Source organism: Micromonospora sp. WMMA1998 (genome assembly GCF_027497375.1).
Classification (GTDB): domain Bacteria; phylum Actinomycetota; class Actinomycetes; order Mycobacteriales; family Micromonosporaceae; genus Micromonospora; species Micromonospora sediminicola.
In genome coordinates this window covers 2,763,576-2,785,642 of record NZ_CP114911.1, presented here as the reverse complement: position 1 = coordinate 2,785,642, position 22,067 = coordinate 2,763,576, and the positions used below count along the sequence as shown (strand labels likewise).

22 protein-coding genes are annotated in these 22,067 nt (G+C 73.0%); 16 read left to right on the top strand and 6 right to left on the bottom strand.

Going from position 1 to position 22,067, the window contains the following annotated elements; all coding sequences use genetic code 11:
* Window positions 1-105 precede the first annotated feature (105 nt).
* Window positions 106-1,134 (bottom strand): mechanosensitive ion channel domain-containing protein, encoded by a 1,029-nt coding sequence (locus O7600_RS12320; RefSeq protein ID WP_281594136.1) that lies wholly within the window; start codon window positions 1,132-1,134, stop codon window positions 106-108.
* A gap of 214 nt (window positions 1,135-1,348) precedes the next feature.
* On the opposite strand from O7600_RS12320, the gene O7600_RS12315 reads away from it, so the two are divergent.
* Window positions 1,349-2,809, top strand: a complete 1,461-nt coding sequence (locus tag O7600_RS12315) for a D-glucuronyl C5-epimerase family protein (RefSeq protein ID WP_281593721.1) — start codon at window positions 1,349-1,351, stop codon at window positions 2,807-2,809.
* Between the two features lie 199 nt (window positions 2,810-3,008).
* Window positions 3,009-3,548, top strand: coding sequence for an HNH endonuclease (locus O7600_RS12310; RefSeq protein ID WP_091571705.1), 540 nt, complete (start codon window positions 3,009-3,011; stop codon window positions 3,546-3,548).
* 6 nt (window positions 3,549-3,554) lie between these two features.
* Here O7600_RS12310 and O7600_RS12305 read toward each other — a convergent pair whose 3' ends face one another.
* From O7600_RS12305 to O7600_RS12295, 3 genes are all read right to left on the bottom strand, one after another.
* Window positions 3,555-4,469, bottom strand: coding sequence for a class F sortase (locus O7600_RS12305; protein WP_281593719.1), 915 nt, complete (start codon window positions 4,467-4,469; stop codon window positions 3,555-3,557).
* A gap of 13 nt (window positions 4,470-4,482) precedes the next feature.
* Window positions 4,483-4,995, bottom strand: a complete 513-nt coding sequence (locus tag O7600_RS12300) for a hypothetical protein (protein WP_281593717.1) — start codon at window positions 4,993-4,995, stop codon at window positions 4,483-4,485.
* 111 nt (window positions 4,996-5,106) lie between these two features.
* On the bottom strand, window positions 5,107-5,553 hold the full coding sequence (locus O7600_RS12295) for an Lrp/AsnC family transcriptional regulator (RefSeq protein WP_281593715.1): 447 nt from the start codon (window positions 5,551-5,553) through the stop codon (window positions 5,107-5,109).
* Between the two features lie 147 nt (window positions 5,554-5,700).
* Between O7600_RS12295 and O7600_RS12290 the strand changes: the two genes are divergently transcribed.
* The 14 genes from O7600_RS12290 (at window position 5,701) to O7600_RS12225 (ending at window position 18,578) form a co-directional block, all read left to right on the top strand.
* On the top strand, window positions 5,701-6,579 hold the full coding sequence (locus O7600_RS12290; RefSeq protein WP_091571719.1) for a tryptophan 2,3-dioxygenase family protein: 879 nt from the start codon (window positions 5,701-5,703) through the stop codon (window positions 6,577-6,579).
* A 14-nt stretch (window positions 6,580-6,593) separates the two neighbouring features.
* Window positions 6,594-7,928, top strand: coding sequence for a kynureninase (kynU, locus tag O7600_RS12285; protein ID WP_281593712.1), 1,335 nt, complete (start codon window positions 6,594-6,596; stop codon window positions 7,926-7,928).
* Window positions 7,925-9,256, top strand: coding sequence for an NAD(P)/FAD-dependent oxidoreductase (locus O7600_RS12280; protein ID WP_281593711.1), 1,332 nt, complete (start codon window positions 7,925-7,927; stop codon window positions 9,254-9,256). The genes kynU and O7600_RS12280 overlap by 4 nt, the downstream gene beginning before the upstream one ends.
* Before the next feature lie 20 nt (window positions 9,257-9,276).
* A complete protein-coding gene (locus O7600_RS12275) occupies window positions 9,277-10,758 on the top strand; it encodes a 2-hydroxymuconic semialdehyde dehydrogenase (protein ID WP_281594135.1) in 1,482 nt (493 codons plus the stop codon).
* A gap of 44 nt (window positions 10,759-10,802) precedes the next feature.
* Window positions 10,803-11,597 (top strand): fumarylacetoacetate hydrolase family protein, encoded by a 795-nt coding sequence (locus O7600_RS12270; RefSeq protein WP_281593710.1) that lies wholly within the window; start codon window positions 10,803-10,805, stop codon window positions 11,595-11,597.
* The gene (locus O7600_RS12265; protein WP_281593709.1) at window positions 11,594-12,532 is read left to right on the top strand and encodes an acetaldehyde dehydrogenase (acetylating); all 939 of its coding nucleotides are present in this window, start codon (window positions 11,594-11,596) and stop codon (window positions 12,530-12,532) included. The genes O7600_RS12270 and O7600_RS12265 overlap by 4 nt, the downstream gene beginning before the upstream one ends.
* On the top strand, window positions 12,529-13,587 hold the full coding sequence (gene dmpG, locus O7600_RS12260) for a 4-hydroxy-2-oxovalerate aldolase (RefSeq protein ID WP_281593708.1): 1,059 nt from the start codon (window positions 12,529-12,531) through the stop codon (window positions 13,585-13,587). The genes O7600_RS12265 and dmpG overlap by 4 nt, the downstream gene beginning before the upstream one ends.
* Window positions 13,584-14,357, top strand: coding sequence for a fumarylacetoacetate hydrolase family protein (locus tag O7600_RS12255; RefSeq protein WP_281593707.1), 774 nt, complete (start codon window positions 13,584-13,586; stop codon window positions 14,355-14,357). The genes dmpG and O7600_RS12255 overlap by 4 nt, the downstream gene beginning before the upstream one ends.
* Complete coding sequence (locus tag O7600_RS12250; RefSeq protein ID WP_281593706.1) at window positions 14,354-14,779, top strand: RidA family protein; 426 nt, start codon at window positions 14,354-14,356, stop codon at window positions 14,777-14,779. The genes O7600_RS12255 and O7600_RS12250 overlap by 4 nt, the downstream gene beginning before the upstream one ends.
* Window positions 14,772-15,296 carry a 3-hydroxyanthranilate 3,4-dioxygenase gene (locus O7600_RS12245; RefSeq protein WP_281593705.1) on the top strand — a complete coding sequence of 175 codons (525 nt, stop codon included), beginning with the start codon at window positions 14,772-14,774 and terminating at the stop codon, window positions 15,294-15,296. Before O7600_RS12250 ends, O7600_RS12245 begins: the two co-directional genes overlap by 8 nt.
* Window positions 15,296-16,297, top strand: a complete 1,002-nt coding sequence (locus O7600_RS12240) for an amidohydrolase family protein (protein ID WP_281593704.1) — start codon at window positions 15,296-15,298, stop codon at window positions 16,295-16,297. The genes O7600_RS12245 and O7600_RS12240 overlap by 1 nt, the downstream gene beginning before the upstream one ends.
* Before the next feature lie 61 nt (window positions 16,298-16,358).
* Window positions 16,359-17,819, top strand: coding sequence for an amidase (locus O7600_RS12235; protein WP_281593702.1), 1,461 nt, complete (start codon window positions 16,359-16,361; stop codon window positions 17,817-17,819).
* Window positions 17,820-17,893: 74 nt separating this feature from the next.
* Window positions 17,894-18,178, top strand: a complete 285-nt coding sequence (locus tag O7600_RS12230; protein WP_091571767.1) for a hypothetical protein — start codon at window positions 17,894-17,896, stop codon at window positions 18,176-18,178.
* Window positions 18,165-18,578 carry a DUF5130 family protein gene (locus O7600_RS12225; protein ID WP_281593700.1) on the top strand — a complete coding sequence of 138 codons (414 nt, stop codon included), beginning with the start codon at window positions 18,165-18,167 and terminating at the stop codon, window positions 18,576-18,578. Before O7600_RS12230 ends, O7600_RS12225 begins: the two co-directional genes overlap by 14 nt.
* Window positions 18,579-18,643: 65 nt before the next feature.
* Here the strand turns inward: O7600_RS12225 and O7600_RS12220 are convergent, their stop codons facing one another.
* Together O7600_RS12220 and pepN are read right to left on the bottom strand one after the other, a co-directional pair.
* Complete coding sequence (locus O7600_RS12220; protein ID WP_281593698.1) at window positions 18,644-19,207, bottom strand: Uma2 family endonuclease; 564 nt, start codon at window positions 19,205-19,207, stop codon at window positions 18,644-18,646.
* Window positions 19,208-19,292: 85 nt separating this feature from the next.
* Window positions 19,293-21,839 carry an aminopeptidase N gene (pepN, locus tag O7600_RS12215; protein WP_281593697.1) on the bottom strand — a complete coding sequence of 849 codons (2,547 nt, stop codon included), beginning with the start codon at window positions 21,837-21,839 and terminating at the stop codon, window positions 19,293-19,295.
* Window positions 21,840-22,067: the final 228 nt, after the last annotated feature.

The window sequence follows — 22,067 nt, the reverse complement described above, 5'->3', positions numbered from 1 at the left end:
AGGGCGAATGGATTGATCGTCGCATCTCCGACTGAACGAACGGACGATACCCGAGGGGCCGCGCGACGCGCGACCCCCGGAAATCGTCCGTCCGGTACGGGTACGTCAGGTGGCGCCGCCGGTGCCCGTCCCCTCCGGCCGCGGCGGCGGCGAGGGCTGCGGCGGCAGGCCGGGGAAGAGCCGGGCCGCCGCGATCCGGGCCGTGATCCCCGAGTTCTCCAGCGCCTCCGCGAGGCGCCGGCGCAGCTCGCGACCGACCGCGAACTGCCCATCGGCGGTGGTCTTGACCACGGTACGGATCACCGCGCCGTCGACCGTCATCTGCTCGACGCCGAGCACCTCGGGTTCGGTCACGATCAGCGGGGCCAGATCGGGGTCCAGCGTGACCGACCCCGCCGCGGTACGCAGCACCGCGATGGCCTCCTCGGTGCCGGCGAAGCCGATCGGCAGGTCCACCACGACCAGCGCCCAGCCCTGGCTCTTGTTGCCGACCCGCACGATCTCGCCGTTGCGGATGTACCAGAGCACGCCCCGGGCGTCGCGTACGTTGGTCACCCGCAGGCCCACCGCCTCCACGACGCCGCTGGCCTCCCCGAGGTCCACCATGTCGCCCACGCCGTACTGGTCCTCGATCAGCATGAACAGACCGGCGATCAGGTCCTTGACCAGGCTCTGCGCGCCGAAGCCGAGGGCCACGCCGGCGATGCCCGCGCTCGCCAGCAGCGGGGCCAGGTCGAAGCTGAACTCCTTGAGCACCATCAGCAGCGCGATACCGAAGACGAACGCGGTGACCATGCTGCGCAGCACCGACCCGATCGCCTCGGCGCGCTGCCGGCGCCGCTCCGGCACGAACTGCTCCGGGTCGAGGGTGGCGCTGGGGATCCGTTCCCGCAGCGGGCGGAGCATGGTCGGCACCGCACCGTCGGTGGTGGTGCGCACCAGCCGGTTGATGGTGCGGTGCAACGCCCAGCGAGCGGCCACCGCGAGCAGCAGGATCAGCGCGATGCGCAGCGGCTTGAACAGGATCCAGTAGCTGCTCTCGGCGAACCAGGCGGAGCCGGACACCCGGTACACCCACTCGCAGGAGCTGCTGCCCTGGCAGTCCGGTCGCCGGTCGGCGACGGCGGCCAGCACAGCGGTGATCAGGTCGGAGAGATTCACAGTGCTTTCGTACCGCACCCGCTGACCCCGTCCGGCGCGGACCCACCGTGTGCCGGTGCGTGGGCAACCCCCTTGCCTCCCTGCTCCGTTGTACCAGGGGGCGGGAGAACGCGCCCTGGCCCACACGGGGGGCCCCGCGACCGGCCGTCCACGTCGAGGTCGGGCGAGCAAGGGGGAGAAGAGCGACATGACGGAGGAACACATAGGCACGAACCGGTCCTGGTCCCGTCGGCGGGTGCTGACGGTGGCGGCCGCGGCGGCCGGTGCGGCGTCGCTGGCGGCCGCGGGGGCGGCGGCGACGCTGTCCGGCGACTCGCCGCTGAGGTTCCGGTACGACCCGTTCGACATCCGCGATCTGCCGCAGGGCCAGCGGCCGTACTACAGCGGCGTCCGGCTGCCGATCGTCGACTCGGGCACGCACGACGAGCACGGCGCACGCATGTCGATGCTCGGCGGGAAGCTCTACGACCATCCGGTCGGCCAGGCCCAGTACGGCATCAACCTGCTGGAGACCTACCGGGTGACCGGCGAGCAGGTGTTCCTCGATCGGGCGATGACGCAGGCGCAGCGCCTGATCGACCGGCGGGTCGTCCACCAGGGCGGCTGGTTCTATCCGTACCGGTTCCGGCACGCCATGCACCGGGAGACCGACGTCTACGAGACGCCGTGGTACTCGATGATGGCCCAGGGGCAGGCGCTGAGCCTCTTCGTCCGGCTGGCGCAGGTGGTGGGCGAGCGCACCCCCTGGCGTGAGGCGGCGGACGCGACGTTCGCGTCCTACCGGGTCCCGCCGGTGGCCGGCGAGCCGTGGGGGGTGTACGTCAAGGACGAGTTGCTCTGGCTGGAGGAGTACGCCCACCCGAAGCGGGTGCGCGGCGACCGGACCTACAACGGGCACATCTTCTCGGCCTTCGGCCTCTGGGACTACTGGACCATGAGCCGCGACGCCAGGGCCAAGCAGATACTCCAGGGTGCGATCACGACCGCCCGGGACGTCCACCATCTCGTCCGCACCCGCCAGTGGCGGAGCCGGTACTGCCTCACCCACCGCAAGGACGCGGGCATGTACCACTCGACCCACATCATCCAGCACGCCGTGCTGCACGCGATCACCGGCGACCCGGCCTTCGCACGGATCATGGACCTGTTCTACTCCGACCACCCCACGCGCGGGGTGTCCGGAACGGTCGTGCTCGCCGCCGGGGACCACGAGGGGTACAGGTTCGACGCGTCCGGCACGGTCCTCGACCGGAAGCGGGTCACCCTCACCCGGCCCGCGGAGGCGGCCTCCGCGGAACGGCACAAGGTGCTCCGGCAGACCGGCATCTGGTACGACCTCACCGAGGGCGCGCTGAGCGGTTACCTGGTCCGGGAGATCCCCGGACGGTCGTACCAGAGGGGGAGAGCTGCGCCGATCGGCTACCGCATCCCGCGGCCGGCGGTGGTCGTCGCCGCGCCCGGCAGGGCGTACTCCGTCGACGAGGCCGGGAGGGTGACGTCGGTGGCCGTCGACCTCGCCGTCGGTGACACCGTGACGGTGGATATGCGCGCCGCCCTCGACGGTGTTCAGCACTACCGCCTGGCCTCCGGCGCCCACGCCGGCCAGTGGGTCAGGCTCGACACCCTGCGTAGCGCCGGCCCGGCGTAGCGTGCGGCGCCGGACCGACCCGATGCGGGTGATCCGGTGGGCGGCTTGAAGATTCGTGCGTGCAATCCGGGGCGCGATCAGGGACTATTGGCGCAACGGACGTCGGTGGTCCCGGCCGGCGCTCGGGGCCGTCGCGCGCTGCCGCGGGCGGTCCCGGCGTGCAGGTGGCGGGAGCGGCTGAACCGGGAGGGTGAGCGCGATGCCTGACATACGACCCACGGCGGGCTCCGGTGCACTCGTTCTCAACGCCACCTACGAGCCCCTGTGCGTCGTGTCGGTGCGTCGTGCCGCGATCCTCGTGCTCTCCGCCAAGGCCGTCTGCGTGGCCGACGGCGAGGGCATCCTGCACAGCGCCCGCAACGCGCTCCCGGTGCCCTCGGTGGTACGGCTGACCCGCTACGTCCGGGTGCCCTACCGCACCCACGTGGGGCTGTCCCGCCGGGCGATCTTCGCGCGCGACGGGTGGCGGTGCGCCTACTGTCGCGGGCCGGCGGAGACCATCGACCACGTCTTCCCGCGCAGCCGGGGCGGCCGGCACGCGTGGGAGAACGTGGTCGCCGCCTGCGCCCGGTGCAACCACACCAAGGGCGACAAGACCCCGGCCGAGTTGGGTTGGCGGCTGCACCATCTGCCCGCCGCGCCGAAGGGCAACGCCTGGCGGGTGCTGGGCCATCGCGCGCCCGACCCCCGCTGGGCGGACTGGCTCGACCTGCGTGAGCCCGAGGTCGAAGCGGCCTGACGGCGCTCAGCGGGCCTGGACCAGCGACGCGTAGACCACCAGGTTGTCGGCGTACCCGGTCTCGCCGCCGACCCAGCGCCCGCCGCAGGTGATCAACCGCAGATTGGGGCGGCTGAAGTCGCCGTAGACGTCCTCCACCGGCAGCTTCTCCTTGCCGTACCGCTCGATCGAGGTGACCTCGAAGACCGCCACCGACCGGTCCTGCCGGGTCACCTCGATCCGGTCGCCGTCGTCGAGTTCCTTCAGCCCGTGGAAGACGGCCGGCCCGGTGGTGGTGTCGACGTGCCCGACCAGCACCGCCGGCCCGTACTGGCCGGGGGTGGGGCCCTGGTCGTACCAGCCGACCTCGCCGGCGCGGGCCACGTCCGGCACCGCGATGCTGCCGTCGGGCGCGATGCCGACCCGGTGCACCGGCGCGCGCAGGTCGAGCTTGCCGATGGTGAGGTCGGTCGGCGGGCTGGCGGGCAGCACCGGGAACTTCTTCGGCGGCGGGCGCAGCCCGGCCACGATCCGGTCCGGCAGCACGCTGATCCCGGTCACCCGCTCCATTCCGAGCATGGCCACGATCAGCGCCATCAGGCTCGCCACCACCAGCACCGGGGTGCCGGGGCCACGCCCCGGGGCGTACCGGCGGGTGGTGGTCCGGCCGGGGCGGGCGGTGACCGGGCGGGCCTGCGGGTCGGCGGTGGCGACGCTGGCCGAGAAGGCGTGCCCGGCGGCGTGGGCGAACCGGCGGGCGGCGCGGGACGTCAGCCGCAGCGCGGCCCGGAGCCGCCGTCGGGCGCGCTCCCGGCCGCCGCCCCCGCTCCCCGCCTCGGCGGCGACGGGCGGGTGCGCGACGCCGCGCCGTCCCGTGCCGCCGGGGCGACGCCGGGGCGGCCGCGGTCCGGTGCGGGTGTGGCGTCGCGGTGAGCGGGCCATGGCCGCACCCCGGTCAGACGCGGCTGCCGGACTTGCGGCGGGCGCCCACGCCGGCCACCACGGCCACCGCCACCAGGCCGCCGACCAGCAGCAGCGAGCCGGCGCCCCGGCCGCCGCCGGCGGTGCCCCCGCCGCCGGTCGCCGGGCCCTTGCTCGGCTGGCTCATGTTCAGCACGGTGAGCATGGTGGAGGCGGTGTTGCCGTTGGAGCAGTCGAGGTTCACCGGATAGTCGCCGGGCGCCTTGTTGCCGGGCACCGTGACCGAGCCGGTCAGGAAGCCGTTGTCCGGCCGCAGCATCACCCGGCCGAACGCGTCCGAGGTGACCTGGGCCTGGCGGTTGTTGCTGTTGTCGCAGCCGGCCCGGATGGTCACCCGGGACCCGGCCTGGACGCTGTTCGGCGTCACCTCGATGAACACGCTCTCCCCGGCCCGGGCCGGTACGGCGGTGGTCAGGACGAACGCCGCGACCAGGCCGACCAGGCCCAGGACGGACGACAACACACGGTGTGACAGGAGCCCTCGCATGGTTCCCCCCTCCCGGTGCGTCGGTGCACCGGAATCCTGCTGACGGGCAGCGGGGGCTGCGTTCCCGGCCGGCGGGGGTGTTAACAGGGGGCCCCGCCCATACCGGAGGCGTTAAGCGGGGGCCCCGCCTTTCACGACCGGGTGCCAGGCCAGCGGGGTGGAGAGCACCATCGTGCTGGACGGCTGGCCGTACGGGGCGAGCCGGTCGATGACCTCCTCGAACTCGCCCATCGACCCGGCCGCGACCTTGAGGAAGCTGCACGCGTCACCGGTGATCCGGTGGATCTCCATGATCTCCGGCCACTGCGCCACCCGGGGGTCGTTGAGGATGCAACGCGAGCCGTAACAGGACATCCGGATCAGCGCCAGCACGGTCCGCCCGGCCCGGGCGAGGTCCACATGGGCGTGGTAGCCGGTGATCACCCCGGACTCCTCCAGCCGCCGGACCCGCTCCGCGACGGCCGGCGGGGACAGGTGCACCCGGCGGGACAGCTCGCTGTAGGAGAGTCGGGCGTCGGCCTGGAGCTCGCGCAGCAGCGCCCAGTCCATGTCGTCCACGCGGCGACCTTCCTTACGTTAAGTCGGCGACCCGAGATGCTTTCAGGTCGTGAGGTCAGACCACCTTACCGCCGTTGAACAGGCATTCCATCCGCGCCCGGACCAGCGAGATCATGGCGTCTACCCCGCGTACGGACGGAGAAGACGGTGGAACAGACGACGGCGGTGCGCCCGGCCACCTCGCAGCAGCGGGCGGCCCGAGCGGCGCGCAACGGTGGCGAGCCGACGCTGGAGTTCGCCGACCGCGTGCCCTACGACGCGTACGTGCACGCGAGCACGCTGCACCGGCTCCAGCAGCCGCTCAGCGACGATCCGGGCGAGATGTCCTTCCTGATGGTCAGCCAGATCATGGAGCTGTACTTCAAGCTGACCTGCCACGAGCTGCGGCACGCCCAGCGCGAGGTGCGGGCCAACCGGATCTGGGAGGCGCTGCCCCCGCTGCGCCGGGCCGCGCTGCACCTGGAGGGGCTGAACGCGGCCTGGCAGGGGCTGCGCTGGATGACGCCGGCCGACTTCAACCGGTTCCGCGACCGGCTCGGTGAGGGCTCCGGCTTCCAGTCCGCCATGTACCGCCAGCTGGAGTTCCTGCTCGGCCTTCGGGACCCGGCGCTGATCCGCCCGTTCCGCCGGCAGACCGACGTGCACGCCGAGCTGACCGCCGCGCTGGCCACGCCGAGCCTCTGGGACGACGTGGTGGCGCTGCTCGCCCGCCGCGGCTTCGACCTGCCGGACGAGCTGCTGGACCGGGACGTCGCGGCCGAGCACGAGCCGCACCCGGGCGTCGAGGCGGCCTGGGTGCGCGTCTACGCCGACAGCGGCCCGGACAACCACCTGCGCCTGCTCGGCGACGCGCTGACCGAGGTGGCCGAGCAGTTCGGCGACTGGCGCTGGAACCACGTCAAGGCGGTGCAGCGGACCATGGGCGCCAAGGTCGGCAGCGGCGGTTCGGCCGGCCTGGCATGGTTGCAGCGCAGCATGGCCCGGGTCGTCTTCCCGGAGCTGTGGTCGGCCCGTACCGCTATGTGACCGGAGAGAACAGCATGCACACCCCCGAGAGCGAAGCCCACCGGCGGGACGCCGCCGATCCGGGCCACCGCCACCTGTTCCACGTGCCGCCGGCCGAGGGCGGGCGCTATTCCGACGTGGCGTACCTGGCCGGCAACTCGCTGGGCCTGCAACCCCGGGCCACCCGGGATGAACTCGTCGCCGACCTGGACGCCTGGCGCCGGCTCGGCGTGGAGGGGCACCTGGAGGCGGAGCGGGCCTGGCTGCCGTACCACGAACTGTTGACCGCGCCGGCCGCGCGCCTGGTCGGCGCGCTGCCCACCGAGACCGTGGTGATGAACTCCCTCACGGTCAACCTGCACCTGTTGATGGTCAGCTTCTACCGCCCGGCGGGGGAGCGCACGACGATCGTCATCGAGGACAGCGCGTTCCCGTCGGACGGCTACGCGGTGCGCAGCCAGGCCCGCTTCCACGGCCTCGACCCGGACGCCTCCGTGGTGCGGCTCAAGCCCCGCCCCGGCAGCGACACGCTGGGCACGCAGGACGTCCTGGACTACCTGGCCCGCGAGGGGCACACGGTCGCGTTGCTGCTGCTCGGCGGCGTCAACTACCTGACCGGCGAGCTGATGGACATTCCGGCGATCACCGCCGCCGGCCGGGCCGCCGGGGCGGTCGTCGGCTGGGACCTGGCGCACGCCGCCGGCAACGTGCCGCTGGCGCTGCACGACTGGGACGTCGACTTCGCCGCCTGGTGCTCCTACAAATACCTGAACTCCGGCCCGGGCGCCCTGGGCGGCGTCTTCGTCCACGAGCGACACCACGGCGACCCCTCGCTGCCGAGGTTCGAGGGCTGGTGGAGCACCGAGGCGGCCACCCGGTTCGAGATGACGCCGGTGTCCCGGCCGCCGGCCACCGTCGAGGCGTGGCAGATCTCCAACCCGCCGATCTTCGCGATGGGCCCGGTGCGCACCTCGCTGGAGCTGTTCGACTCCGTCGGCATGCCCGCGCTGCGCGAGCGCAGCCTGCGGCTCACCGGCTGGCTGGAGGAGCTGCTCGACGAGGTGACGCCGGGTCGGCCGCTGACCGTGGTCACCCCGCGCGACCCGGCCCGCCGCGGGTGCCAGCTCTCCGTCCGCATCGGTACGGGCAGCGCGAACGAGCTGACCAAGCGGCTGCGGCACGAGCACGGCGTGATCGCCGACGCCCGGGAGCCGGACATCGTCCGGTTCGCCCCGGTGCCCCTCTATTCCACTTACCACGACTGCTGGCGTGTCGCCGACGCGCTGGCCGCGACCGTGCCGGTGAGCGCGAGGAGTGAGCCGGGTTTGCGAGCCCCGCAGTCGCGAACGGAAGGCGGCCATACCCGATGAGCACGGAGCGCGACGAGGTCGCGGTGGTCGGCGCCGGGTTGGCCGGCTGCCTGCTGGCCTGTTTCCTGGCCCGGCGCGGCTACCCGGTGACCCTCTACGAGCGGCGGCCGGACCCGCGGACCGGCACCGTCGAGCGGGGCCGCTCGATCAACCTGGCGCTCTCCGAGCGCGGGCTGGACGCGCTGCGCCGCATCGGCCTGGACGAGCAGGTGATGGCGGACGCGCTGCCGATGCGCGGCCGGATGATCCACCCGGTCGAGGGCGAGGCGCAGTTCCAGTCGTACAGCGTCTCCGGGGACCGGGCGATCAACTCGATCAGCCGGGGCGCGCTCAACAACGCGCTGCTCGACGCCGCGACCGCGCTGCCGGGCGTGCGGGTCGCGTTCGACCACCGCCTGGTCGGCCTCGACCCGGTCGGCGGCGAGATGACGTTCGAGACTCCGCAGGGCAAGGTCACCGCCACCGCGTCGGTCGTCCTCGGCGCCGACGGCGCCGGCTCCGCGGTGCGCGGGCAACTGCTCGCGTACGGGGGCCTGACCGAGAGCCTGGACTTTCTCGACTACGGCTACAAGGAGCTGACCATCCCGCCGATCGGCGGGGAGTTCGCGCTCGACCCGGGCGCGCTGCACATCTGGCCGCGCGGCACCTCCATGATGATCGCGCTGCCGAACCCGGACCGCTCCTTCACCTGCACGCTGTTCTGGCCCACCCACGGCACCCGCAGTTTCGCGTCGCTGAGCAGCCCGGCCGCGATCGAGCGGTTCTTCGCCGACCACTACCCGGACCTGGTGCCGCTCGCCCCGAACCTGGTCGACGACTACCAGCACAACCCGGTCGGGGTCCTCGGCACGGTGCGCTGCACGCCCTGGCAGGTGGCCGGGCGGGTCGGCCTGCTCGGCGACGCCGCGCACGCCATCGTGCCGTTCTACGGCCAGGGCGCGAACTGCGCCTTCGAGGACGTGGTCGAGCTGGACCGCTGCCTCGACGAGTGCGACGACGAGTGGGCCGCCGCGCTGCCGCTGTTCCAGCACCGCCGGCAGGACGACGCGGAGGCGATCGCCCGGATGGCGCTGGCCAACTTCGTGGAGATGCGGGACAAGGTCGCCTCGCCGGTGTTCCGGACCCGCAAGAAGGTCGAGCACGCGCTGGAACGCGCGCTGCCCGGCCGCTACGTCTCCCAGTACGAGCTGGTCTCCTTCTCCACCACCCCGTACGCGCAGGTGCGCCGACGGGTGCGCCGGCAGTACGCGGTCCTCGGCGCGGTCGCGGCCGGCGCGGCGGCGCTGCTGACCGCCGGTGTCTGCGCGGCGCTGGGGCGGCGGCGATGACGCTCTGGGAACCCCGGCTGATGGCCGGGCACGCGCCGGACGGCCCCGGCCTGCTGCGCAACTTCGTCGGCGGCGCGTTCGTCGACGCCGGGACCCGGTTCACCAAGCGCAGCCCGGTCACCGGCGAGCCGGTGTTCGAGGTCGTCGAGGCATCCTCGTCGGTGGTCGACGACGCGGTGGCCGCCGGCCGGGCGGCGCTGCGCGGCCCGTGGGGCCGGATGGGGGAGCGGGAACGCGCCGAGGTGCTGCGCCGGGTCGCCGACGAGCTGGAACGGCGCTTCGACGACCTGGTCGCGGCCGAGGTGGCGGACACCGGCAAGTCGATCTCGCAGGCCCGCACGCTGGACATTCCGCGCGGCGCGGCCAACTTCCGGGCGTTCGCCGAGATCGTGGCGACCGCGCCGACCGAGTCGTTCACCACGGTCACCCCGACCGGCGGCCGGGCGCTCAACTACGCGGTCCGCAAGCCGGTCGGCGTGGTCGCGGTGATCGTGCCATGGAACCTGCCGCTGCTGCTGCTCACCTGGAAGGTCGCCCCGGCGCTCGCCTGCGGCAACGCCGTGGTGGTCAAGCCCAGCGAGGAGACCCCGGCGTCGGCCACGCTGCTGGCCGAGGTTATGGCCGCGGCCGGCGTGCCCGACGGGGTGTTCAACCTGGTGCACGGCTTCGGGCCCGGCTCGGCCGGCGAGCACCTGACCCGGCACCCCGGCGTGGACGCGATCACCTTCACCGGGGAGTCGGCCACCGGCAGCGCCATCATGCGGGCCGCCGCGGACGGCGTGAAGGCGGTCTCCTTCGAGCTGGGCGGCAAGAACGCCGGCCTGGTCTTCGCCGACGCCGACCTGGACGCGGCGGTCGCCGGCTCGGTCCGCTCCAGCTTCACCAACGGCGGCCAGGTGTGCCTCTGCACCGAGCGGATCTACGTGCAGCGGCCGGTGTTCGAGGAGTTCACCGCTCGGCTGGCGAAGCGCGCCGACGAGCTGGCGTACGGCTGGCCGGCCGACGAGGCGACGGCGAACATGCCGCTCATCTCGCACGGCCACCGGGACAAGGTGCTCGGCCACTACGCGCTGGCCCGCACCGAGGGGGCCGAGGTCCGCGCCGGCGGCGGCACGCCCCGGTTCGGCGACGCCCGCGACGGCGGCGCGTACGTGCAGCCGACGGTGTTCACCGGCCTCGGCGCGGACGCCCGCACCAACCAGGAGGAGATCTTCGGCCCGGTGGTGCACGTCGCGCCGTTCGACGACGAGGACGAGGCGTACGCGCTGGCCAACGGCACCGAGTACGGCCTGGCGGCGACCGTCTGGACCCGGGACGTGGGCCGGGCGCACCGGGCCGGGTCCCGGCTGGACGCCGGCATCGTCTGGGTCAACACCTGGTTCCTGCGCGACCTGCGCACCCCGTTCGGCGGGGTGAAGGCGTCCGGTGTGGGCCGGGAGGGCGGCGTGCACTCGCTCGACTTCTACTCCGAGCTGACCAACGTCTGCGTGGACCTCTCATGAGTGAGAATGGCCGGCGTCCCGAGGACAGTGAGCGAGGAGCCGACATGACAGTGGACATCGAGGCCGCCAACCGGGAACTCGCCGTGGCCCGGCAGGAGGGGAAACCCTGCCCGCCGCTGCGCGGCCGGCTGTTGCCCGAGGGCGACGTCGAGGCCGCGTACCAGGCGCAGCAGGTCTACACCCGGCAGCGGCTGGGCAAGGGGCACCGCCGCGTCGGCGCGAAGATCGGCCTGACGTCGCGGACCGTGCAGGAGAGCTTCGGCGTCTTCCAGCCCGACTTCGGGGTGCTCTTCGACGACATGGCCGTCGGCGACGGCGTCGAGGTGCCGATCGGCCGGCTGCTCCAGCCGCGGGTGGAGGCGGAGATCGCCTTCGTGCTCGGCGCCGACCTGCCGGACGAGCGGGTCACCACCGTCGACCTGATCCGGGCCGTGGACCACGTGCTGCCGGCCATCGAGATCGTCGACTCGCGCATCGCCGACTGGGACATCTCCATCGTGGACACGGTGGCGGACAACGCCTCCAGCGGGCTGTTCGTGCTCGGCACCGCGCCCCGCCGGCTCGCGGACGTGGACCTGCGGCTGTGCGGGATGGTACTGGAGCACGCCGGGGAGCCGGTCTCGGTCGGCGCCGGCGCGGCCTGCCTGGGCAACCCGCTGCACGCGCTCCAGTGGCTGGCCGGCACCATGGCCCGCGCCGGTGACCCGCTGAAGGCCGGGGACGTGGTGCTCTCCGGCGCGCTCGGCCCGATGGTGCCGGTCACGCCCGGCGCCGCGTACGAGGCGCGCATCTCCGGGCTCGGCTCGGTGCGTACCTGCTTCTCCCGGGAGGTTTCGTGACCACGACAGGTGTGGCGGTGCTGGGGTCGGGCAACATCGGCACCGACCTGATGATCAAGGTGCTGCGGCTCAGTGAGAGCCTGCGCATGGTGGCGATGGCCGGCATCGACCCGGCCTCCGACGGCCTGGCGCGGGCCCGCCGGCTCGGCGTCACGACCACCGCGGAGGGCGTCGACGGGCTCGTGGCGCTGCCCGAGTTCGCCGATGTCCAGCTCGTCTTCGACGCCACCTCGGCCGGCGCGCACAAGCGGCACGACGAGGTGCTGCGGGCACACGGCCGTACGGTCGTCGACCTGACGCCGGCGGCGATCGGCCCGTACGTGGTGCCGCCGGTGAACCTCGACGAGCACCTGCGCGAGCCGAACGTCAACATGGTCACCTGCGGCGGCCAGGCCACCGTGCCGATCGTGCACGCGGTCGGCCGGGTCACCCCCGTCGCGTACGGGGAGATCGTCGCCTCGATCGCCTCGAATTCGGCCGGGCCGGGTACCCGGGCCAACATCGACGAGTTCACCGAGACCACCGCCCGGGCCATCGAGGTGGTCGGCGGCGCCGAGCGCGGCAAGGCGATCATCGTGCTGAACCCGGCCGACCCGCCGCTGCTCATGCGCGACACGGTCTACTGCCTCTGCTCGGACGCCGACGCCGACCGGGGCGCGATCGCCGCCTCGGTGGCCGACATGGTGGCGACCGTGCAGGAGTACGTGCCCGGCTACCGGCTCAAGCAGGACGTGCAGTTCGACCCGGTGGACACGTACGCGCCGGTGCTCGGCCGGCACGTCACCGGCCTCCAGGTGTCGGTGTTCCTGGAGGTCTCCGGTGCCGGGCACTATCTGCCCGCGTACGCCGGCAACCTGGACATCATGACGTCGGCCGCGCTGCGAACCGCAGAGCGGCTGGTGGCGCTGCGCGCGACGGAGGTGAGCGCCCGATGACCGACCTCTACATCCAGGACGTGACGCTGCGCGACGGCATGCACGCCATCGGGCACCGTTACACGGTCGACCAGGTGCGGACCATCGCCGCCGCGCTCGACGCGGCCGGCGTGGCCGCCATCGAGGTGGCGCACGGCGACGGCCTGGCCGGCTCCAGCGTCAACTACGGGCACGGCGCCGCCGCCGACGCGGACTGGATCGCCGCCGCCGCGGAGGTGCTGACCACCGCGCGGCTCACCACGCTGCTGCTGCCCGGCATCGGCACCATCGCCGACCTGAAGGCGGCCAAGACGCTGGGGGTGACGAGTGTCCGGATCGCCACGCACTGCACCGAGGCGGACATCTCCGCCCAGCACATCGCCTGGGCCCGGGAGAACGGGATGGACGTCTCCGGCTTCCTCATGATGTCGCACCTGAACGACCCGGCCGGGCTGGCCGCCCAGGCCAAGCTGATGGAGTCGTACGGCGCGCACTGCGTCTACGTCACCGACTCCGGCGGACGGCTGCTGATGTCGGACGTGGCGCAGCGGGTGGACGCGTACCGGCAGGTGCTGGCGCCGGAGACGGAGATCGGCATCCACGCGCACCACAACCTCTCGCTCGGCGTGGCGAACAGCGTGCTGGCGGTCGAGCACGGCCGGATCCTCGGCGACGGCCCGCTCGGTTCGCCGTCCGGGCGGACCGTCCGGGTGGACGCGTCGCTGGCCGGCATGGGCGCGGGCGCCGGCAACGCGCCGCTGGAGGTCTTCGTCGCGGTCGCCGAGCTGCACGGCTGGAAGCACGGCTGCGACGTGTTCGCGCTGATGGACGCCGCCGACGACCTGGTCCGCCCGTTGCAGGACCGGCCGGTCCAGGTCGACCGGGAGACGCTCTCCCTCGGGTACGCGGGCGTCTACTCCAGCTTCCTGCGCCACGCCGAGCGGGCCTCGGCCAAGTACGGGGTGGACGTGCGCTCGATCCTGGTCGAGCTGGGCCGCCGCCGGATGGTCGGCGGCCAGGAGGACATGATCGTGGACGTGGCACTGGACCTGGCAGGCAAGGAGAAGACCGCATGATCGGGCCGGACATCACCGGCATCGCCGAGAAGCTGGGCGCGGCGGCGGACACCGCCACCGCGATCCCGCAGCTCGCCGCCGAGACCGGCCTCGACGTGGACGCCGCGTACGCGGTGCAGAGCGCGCTGGTGCAGCGCCGCCTCGACCGGGGTGAGCGGCTGGTCGGACTCAAGATGGGGCTGACCAGCAAGGCCAAGATGGCCCAGGTCGGTGTGGACGAGGTGATCTGGGGCCGGCTGACCGACGTGATGCGGGTGCCCGACGGCGGCGGCGTCGACGTGAGCGCGTTCATCCACCCCCGGGTCGAGCCGGAGGTGGCGTTCCTGCTGGACCGGCTGCCCGACCCGGGCGAGCCGGTCGGTTCGTTCACCCGGGCGGTGCGCGCGGTCGCCCCGGCGATCGAGCTGATCGACTCCCGGTACGCGAACTTCAGCTTCTCCCTGCCGGACGTGGTCGCCGACAACACCTCGGCCGCCGCGTTCGTGGTCGGTCCCTGGTCGCCGGTGCCGGACGGGCTGGACAACCTCGGTGTGCTGCTGGAGATCGACGGGCGGGTGGCGCAGGTCGGGTCGACCGCGGCGATCCTCGGTGACCCGCGCCGCGCGCTCGACGAGGGCCTGCGGCTGGCCGGCCGGCACGGCGTGCGGCTGCGCAAGGGCTGGATCTTCCTGGCCGGCGCGGCCACCGCCGCGGTGCCGCTGCGCCCGGGCGCGCACGTCCGCGCCACAGTGGAGAAGCTCGGTACGGCCTCCCTGAAGGCCCTGCCATGACCGCCCGCGTCGTGGCGGGGAAGGCCGTGCCGCGCGGGGCCTTCCCGCACGTCAAGGTCGCCGGCGGGTTCGTCTTCGTCTCCGGCACGTCGTCGCGGCGGCAGGACAACACGTTCGCCGGCGTCTCGGTGGACGAGTTCGGCACCACCGACCTCGACATCCGGGAGCAGACCCGGGCCGTGGTCGGGAACATCCGCGACCTGCTCCGCTCGGTCGGCGCCGACCTGGCCGACCTGGTGCAGGTCACCAGCTACCTGGTCAACATGAACGACTTCGGTGGCTACAACGAGGTGTGGGCGGAGTTCTTCGACGCCACCGGGCCGACCCGGACCACGGTGGCCGTGCACCAGCTTCCGCACCCGCACCTGCTGATCGAGATGCAGGCCGTCGCCCTACTTCCGTCGGGAGGTCCCCGTGAGTGAGATCGCCGAGCCGTTCAGCTTCTCCGGCTGGATCGGGGAGAACCAGCACCTGCTCAAGCCGCCGGTGGGCAACAAGGAGATGCTGCCCGGCAGCGACGACTTCATCGTCATGGTGGTGGGTGGCCCGAACCAGCGCACCGACTTCCACGTCGACCCGTACGAGGAGTTCTTCTACCAGGTCAAGGGCAACATGCACATCAACCTGATGACCCCGGAGGGTCCGCGTACGGTGCACGTGCGCGAGGGTCAGATGTGGATGCTGCCGCGCAACACCCCGCACTCGCCGCAGCGTCCCGAGGCCGGTTCGATCGGCATGGTGATCGAGCGGGTCCGCGAGGAGGGCACGCTGGAGAAGTTCCAGTGGTACTGCGCCGAGTGCCACCACACGGTGCACGAGGTGGAGTTGCAGGTGCGCGACATCGCCGCCGACCTGCCCCCGGTCTTCGCCGCGTTCTACGCCGACGAGAAGGCCCGCACCTGCGACAACTGCGGCGCGCTGCACCCGGGCAAGGGCTGATGCCGGTGCCGGTGGTGGACGTGCACACGCACGTCGTACCGAAGGGTTGGCCGGACCTCGCCGCGGCGTGCGGCGGGTCCGGCTGGCCCTGGCTGCGGGTGGACTCCGAGCGCGCCGCCATGATCATGGTGGGGGAGACGGAGTTCCGGCCGGTCGGCGCGACGTGCTGGCACGCGCCCAGCCGGCTGGCCGACATGACCGCCGACGGCGTCGACGTGCAGGTCGTCTCGCCGACCCCGGTCTTCTTCAGCTATGACCGCCCGGCCGACCAGGCGGTCAAGGTGGCCCGGATCTTCAACGACCTCACCCTGGAGGTCACCGCCGCCGGCGGCGACCGGCTGGTGCCGTTCTGCCAGGTGCCGTTGCAGGACCCGGCCGCCGCCTGCGCCGAGCTGGACCGCTGCCTGGCGGCCGGGCACGCCGGCGTGGAGATCGGCAACCACGTCGGCGACCGGGACCTCGACGACGCCGGCATAGTGGAGTTCCTGACCCACTGCGCCGAGGTCGGCGCGCCGGTCTTCGTGCACCCGTGGGACATGCCCGGCGGGCCCCGGCTGGACCGGTGGATGGCCCGCTGGCTGACCGGGATGCCGGCCGAGACGCACCTGTCGGTGCTGGCGTTGATCCTCGGCGGGGTCTTCGACCGGGTGCCGGACACGCTGCGGATCTGCTTCGCGCACGGCGGCGGCAGCTTCCCGTTCTGGCTGGGGCGCGCCGACAACGCGTGGCACCGCCGTGGCGACCTGGTACGCGGGGCGTCCAGCGCGCCGCCCAGCTCCTACGTCGACCGGTTCAGCGTCGACTCGGTGGTGTTCGACCCGGCCGCGCTGCGGCTGCTGGTGGACACCATGGGCGCCGAGCGGGTGCTGCTCGGCAGCGACTACCCGTACCCGTTGGGGGAGCGGCCGGTCGGGCAGGTGGTGCACCGGTCCGACTTCCTCACCGACGCGCAGCGGGCCGCGCTGCTCGGCGGCAACGCCCTGCGCTTCCTCGGGCGGTGACGGGCCGCGCGCCCGGTCGTGTCGTCCGGCCGTCCCACCGCCCAAGGTGCAGGATGGCGGGATGGCCGAGCCGCACGACCTGACCGCGCTGGAGCAGGCCGCCGCGATCCGGCGGGGTGAGCTGTCCAGCGTGGAGCTGGTCGACCACCACCTGCGCCGGGTCGACGCGCTCGCCGACACCGTCGGCGCGTTCGTCACGGTCACCGCCGAGCGGGCCCGCGCGGCGGCCCGGGCCGCCGACGCCGTCCCCGCCGAGGCGCGCGGGCCGCTGCACGGGGTGCCGACCGCGATCAAGGACCTCACGTTGACCGCCGGGGTGCGGACCACCTTCGGCTCCGCCGCCTTCGCCGAGTTCGTCCCGCCGGTCGACGCCGACGTGGTCCGTTTCCTGACCGCCGCCGGGCTGGTCAGCCTCGGCAAGACCACCACCTCCGAGCTGGGCTGCTCGCTCTACTCCGAGGGGCGGGTGGCGCCGCCGGCCCGCAACCCGTGGGACCTGGCGTACACGGCGGGCGGGTCCAGCGGCGGCGCGGCCGCCGCGGTCGCCGCCGGGCTGGCACCGGTGGCGCAGGGCTCCGACGGCGGCGGCTCGCTGCGCATCCCGGCCGCGCTCTGCGGCCTGGTCGGCTACAAACCGAGCCGCGGCCTGGTCTCCGGCGGTCCGCTCGGCTTCGGCGCGTTCGGGCTGCCCACCAACGGCCCGCTCGGGCGCACCGTCACCGACGTGGCGGCGCTGCTCGACGTGCTGGCGCAACCGGTGCCCGGGGAGCCCTACCTCCCACCGGCCGCCCCGGCGGGCGGCTACCTCGGCGTCGCCCGCGCCGTCCCCGCCCGGCTGCGGATCGGTCGCTTCACCACGCCGATGCTCGCCGACGAGCCGGTCCACCCCGACTGCGTCGCCGCCGTCGACCGGGCCGCGGCGCTGCTCGCCGAGGCCGGCCACGAGGTGGTCGAGGTCCCCGCGCCGCTCGGCCCGGAGGCCTGGCCGATGTTCGAAACCGTCTGGTACGCGCTGGCGCTCGCCCCGGTGCCCGCCGACCGCGAGGGCGACCTGCTGCCGCTGACCCGGTTCCTGCGCGAACGGGGCGAGGCGCTCGGCGCCGCCCGGCTGATGGCCGCGCTCGGCGAACTCCAGGCCCAGGTGCGCCGCGGGGTGCGCCGCACCGCCGGCTGCGACCTGCTGCTCTGCCCGACGCTGGCGGCCCCGCAGGCGCCGGTCGGCGCGTTCGCCGCGCTCGACCCGGCCGAGGATTTCGACCGGCAGCGACGCTTCTCGCCGTACTGCGCCGTCTTCAACGTCAGCGGCGACCCGTCCGTATCGCTGCCGGTCGGCCGGACCGCCGAGGGCCTGCCGGTCGGGGTGCTGCTCACCGGCCGCTACGGCGACGACGCGACATTGATCGCCACTGCCGCGCAACTGGAGCACTGCTGTGGCGGATGGGATCAGCACCCCGCAATCTGGCGGGCCGCCGACTCCGCTAACGTGAACATCACAAGCGAGGTCGGGCGCGGCCCGTCGTGACCGTCCACCCGACCCGGAACATTCCTGGTCTCTCTTTCCGCCTGGGGGCGTTGGGATTGTCTGTTACCGAGACGTTGGTGGTCTTCGTCGGCATCCCGCTCGCCGCGGTGCTGGTGATCGCCGGGCTGGCGGCCGTCGGCAACCGTGGCAGCGGTGGCGGCGCCAAGCGCTACCGGCCGGGCCGGCCCTTCGACTTCACTCCGGTCTGGTTCCTGGGCCGTCCGGAGCAGCTGGCCGACTCGGCCGGCACGGCGCTGACCGCCGGGGCGCAGGCCCCGGCGTTGACCAGCCGCAAGCAGGAGCAGGCCGGCCGGGAGGCGCCGGCCGGTGGAACCGGAGGCGCAAGTGACCGTTGGTGAAGCGCGGCCCGCGACCGGGACGGGCACCCCGCCCGACGTGCTGGACGGGCCGTTCTCGACCCGGCAGCTGCTCCGCATCGACGAGGCGCTCCGCCTGGCCGACCAGGGCACCGGCCTGGTCTTCTCGGTCTACGTGGGCGGCCTCGACGAGCCGATCCGGGAGCACGCCGAGCGGCTGCACCGGCAGCTCGCCGAGCCGGACAAGTCGGTGCTGATCGCCGTGTCGCCCAACCAGCGGCAGCTGGAGATCGTCACCGGCAAGTACGCCCGCAAGCGCATCCCGGACACGTACGCCAAGCTGGCCGCGCTCTCCATGGTGGCCGCCTTCGGCGGCGGCGACCTGGCCGGCGGCGTCATCCAGGGCCTCGACCAGCTCGCCAGCCACGCCGGCAAGGGCTGAGCGCCGGTCCGCGGACACGACGAAGCCCGGCCCACGTAGCCCGTGGGCCGGGTTTTCTCGTGGGCTCAGCGAGGCCAGGCGGACGGGTCGAGCCGCATCGGCCACGGCTCGTCGACCTGCACCGGATCGTCGGGGCCGACCGTGCCGAGCGATTCGTAGTGCACGCCCTTGGTCAGCTGGTAGCGGTAGATCACCGGCCCGAACTCGCCCCGCTCCACCCGCCAGTAGTGCGCTATCCCGGCCTCGGCGTAGACGGAGGGTTTGGTGAAACGGTCGTGCCGCCGGCTGCTCGGCGACTCCACCTCCACCACCAGCGCCACGTCCGCTGCGTGCAGCCACAGGCCGTCGCGGGGGGCGTCCGGCTTGACCACGCTGATGTCGGGAATGAGATTGCTGCCGGGCGCGCGCAGGCCGGCTTCCCGGATGACCCGCCATCCGGCAGGCGCGGCGAGGCGGAGGGCCATGCGCAGATCGTCCGCCAACTCCTGGTGGGCGAACCCCGGGGGTGGGGTCACGTGCAGGCTCCCGTCGATGATCTCGTAGCGGTTACCGTCCTCGGGCAGGTCGAAGAGATCCTGCTCCCGCCAGTCGCGCTCGGGTGGCCGCCACTCGTAGATCGGCTGTGCCATCACGTCCACCTCCTCCGTACACGATAAACGGCCGGGGTCGGCGCGGGCTCCCACCCACGCCGGCCCCGGCCGTCGTGCTCCCTGCTCAGGCGCTGCGGGCGTCCCGCTCCCGGGCCTTCAGCGCGCGGACCACGCCGTCGCGTCCCTCGGCCACCAGGCGGCGCAGCGACGCCGGCTGGCCGTCCCGGGCCAGCCAGGCGTCGGTCGCCGCGACCGTGTCCTCGTCGACCAGGTAGGCCGGGTAGGCGAGCTGCACGAACTCCTGCGCCGGCTCGCTGTCCCGCTGCGCCCACACCTGGTCGACGGTGGCGAAGTAGCGCTCCCGGTAGGGCGCGGTCAGCTCGACCTGCGCCGGGTGGGTGAAGCCCTGCAGCAGCGCCCGGTTGCGCCAGTTGGGCAGCGCGTCCGGGCCGGTGAGCTGCGCCCAGACCGCGGCCTTGTTCGCCTCGGTCGGCACCAGCGCGTACGCGTAGGCGGCCTCCCGCTCGCCGCTGGCCGTGCGGTCGCCCGCCAGCTCGGCGTCCACCTCGGCCGTACCCGCCGCACCGTTGGCGACGAGCGCCTGCAGCACCGCCCAGCGCAGCTCGGTGTCGACGGTCAGCCCGCCCGGCACGCCGTTGCCGTCCAGCCAGCCGCGCAGCGTCGCCAGGTCCTCGCTGGAGCGGGCCGCGGAGGCGTACGCCCGGGCCCAGGCGAGCTGGAAGCCGCTGCCCGGCTCGGCCGCGGCGAGCGCGGTCCGCGCGGAGCGGGCCAGGTCCGCCCAGCCGGTCGGCGCCCACGCCGGGTCGGCGTAGAAGGTGAGCGCCGTGGTGGCCTGCCGCAACGTGGCGGTCACCAGGTTGATGTCGGTCTCGGCGGTCAGCCCGGCCAGCACCAGCGCCACGTAGTCGCGGGCGGACAGCTCGGCGTCGCGGGTCATGTCCCAGGCGGCCGTCCAGCACAGCGCCCGGGCCAGCGACGAGTCGAAACCGGAGATGTGCTGCACCACCGTCGACATGGACCGCTCGTCCAGCCGCAGCTTGGTGTAGGTGAGGTCCTCGTCGTTGAGCAGTAACACGTCCGCGGCGGGCTTGCCGTGCAGCGCGGACAGCTCGGTCACCTCACCGGTCACGTCCGTCTCGACCAGCTCGCGGCGGACCAGCCGGCCGTCGGTCAGGTCGTAGAGACCCACCCCGATCCGGTGGGTACGCAGCGTCGGGTGCCCGGCCGGCGCCTCCTGCCGGACCAGCACCCGCTCGTACGCGCCGTCGGCGCCGATCGTCACCTCCGGGCGCAGCGTGTTGACCTGCGCCGTCTCCAGCCACTGGGCGGCGAACTTGCGCAGCTCCCGGCCGGAGGCCGCCTCCAACTCGGAGAGCAGGTCGTCGAAGGTGGCGTTGCCCCAGGCGTGCTTGCCGAAGTAGGCGCGCAGGCCGGCCAGGAACGGCTCCTCACCCACGTACGCGACGAGCTGCTTGAGCACGCTGGCGCCCTTGGCGTACGTGATGCCGTCGAAGTTGACCTCGACGGCCTCCAGGTCCGGCATCTCGCAGTAGACCGGGTGGGTGGAGGAGAGCTGGTCCTGCCGGTAGCCCCAGTTCTTGCGGATGGACAGGAACGTCGTCCAGGCGTCCGTGAAGCGGGTGGCGTGGGTGTTGCACCAGTGGCTGGCCCACTCGGCGAACGACTCGTTCAGCCACAGGTCGTTCCACCAGCGCATGGTGACCAGGTCGCCGAACCACATGTGCGCCAGCTCGTGCAGCACCGTGTTGGCGCGCTGCTCGTACTCGAAGTCGGTGACCTGGGAGCGGAAGATGTAGTGCGACTCGGCGTGTGTGACGCAGCCGAAGTTCTCCATCGCGCCGGCGTTGAAGTCGGGCACCCAGAGCTGGTCGTACTTGGGCAGCGGGTAGCGGACGCCGAACTTCTCCTGGAAGAAGTCGAACCCCTGCGTGGTGATCAGGTGCAGGTCGTCGGCGTCCAGGTGCGGCGCCATGCTGGCCCGGCAGAAGTAGCCCATGTCGATGCCGTCGTGGGTGTGGCGCACCTCGTGGTACGGCCCGGCGCAGAGCGCGGTGATGTAGGTGCTCATCCGCTCCGACACCGCGAAGTGCACCGTCTTCAGGCCCTCACCGGCGGCCTCCTCGCGCTCCACCGGCATGTTCGACACGACCCGCCAGTGGTCCGGGACGGTGGCGTGCCAGGTGTAGACGCTCTTCAGGTCGGGCTGGTCGAAACAGGCGTAGACCTTCTGCGCGTCGGCGGTCTCGAACTGGCTGTAGAGGTAGGTCTCGCCGTCCACCGGGTCGACCGTGCGGTGCAGACCCTGCCCGCTGTTCGAGTAGCCGAAGTCGGCGTCCACCACGAGCACGTTCTCGGCGGCCAGGCCGGTCACCGTGAGGCCCTTCTCGGCGGACCAGTCGGACAGGTCGACCGGATCGCCGTTCAGCGTGGCCGAGCGCACCGACTCGGCGGCCGTCTCGATGAAGGTGGTCGCGCCCGGCTCGGTGCAGCGGAACCGGACCTCGGTCACCGAGCGGAACGTGCGGCCGGTGGGCTGCACGGCGGTCGACAGGTCAAGGCTGATGTCGTACCCGGTCACCTCGAGCAGGCGGGCCCGCTCGGTCGCCTCGACCTGGGTCAGGTTGCGCACTCCCGGCACTGTTCGTCTCCATCCCACTCGTCTCGCCGCGCCCCGCGGCACCGGCCTCGCCCCGGTCCGCTCGTGGCGGCCGGCCGAAACCGAGTCTTCCATGCACACACCGCTTTCGGTGGCCGAGGTCACGCTCTCATTCCGGTACCGGTCGATGCGGCGCGGGGTGAGGATCGGAGGTGAAGGCGCCGGGCTCCCGGCGTGCGGAAAGTCGTGAAGGGATGACAC

Coding starts and splice junctions, on each gene's coding strand:
- O7600_RS12315 (WP_281593721.1), top strand. CDS start 1,349: ATGACGGAGGAACACATAGGCACGAACCGGTCCTGGTCCCGTCGGCGG.
- O7600_RS12310 (WP_091571705.1), top strand. CDS start 3,009: ATGCCTGACATACGACCCACGGCGGGCTCCGGTGCACTCGTTCTCAAC.
- O7600_RS12305 (WP_281593719.1), bottom strand. CDS start 4,469: ATGGCCCGCTCACCGCGACGCCACACCCGCACCGGACCGCGGCCGCCC.
- O7600_RS12300 (WP_281593717.1), bottom strand. CDS start 4,995: ATGCGAGGGCTCCTGTCACACCGTGTGTTGTCGTCCGTCCTGGGCCTG.
- kynU (WP_281593712.1), top strand. CDS start 6,594: ATGCACACCCCCGAGAGCGAAGCCCACCGGCGGGACGCCGCCGATCCG.
- O7600_RS12280 (WP_281593711.1), top strand. CDS start 7,925: ATGAGCACGGAGCGCGACGAGGTCGCGGTGGTCGGCGCCGGGTTGGCC.
- O7600_RS12275 (WP_281594135.1), top strand. CDS start 9,277: ATGGCCGGGCACGCGCCGGACGGCCCCGGCCTGCTGCGCAACTTCGTC.
- O7600_RS12270 (WP_281593710.1), top strand. CDS start 10,803: ATGACAGTGGACATCGAGGCCGCCAACCGGGAACTCGCCGTGGCCCGG.
- dmpG (WP_281593708.1), top strand. CDS start 12,529: ATGACCGACCTCTACATCCAGGACGTGACGCTGCGCGACGGCATGCAC.
- O7600_RS12255 (WP_281593707.1), top strand. CDS start 13,584: ATGATCGGGCCGGACATCACCGGCATCGCCGAGAAGCTGGGCGCGGCG.
- O7600_RS12250 (WP_281593706.1), top strand. CDS start 14,354: ATGACCGCCCGCGTCGTGGCGGGGAAGGCCGTGCCGCGCGGGGCCTTC.
- O7600_RS12240 (WP_281593704.1), top strand. CDS start 15,296: ATGCCGGTGCCGGTGGTGGACGTGCACACGCACGTCGTACCGAAGGGT.
- O7600_RS12235 (WP_281593702.1), top strand. CDS start 16,359: ATGGCCGAGCCGCACGACCTGACCGCGCTGGAGCAGGCCGCCGCGATC.
- O7600_RS12220 (WP_281593698.1), bottom strand. CDS start 19,207: ATGGCACAGCCGATCTACGAGTGGCGGCCACCCGAGCGCGACTGGCGG.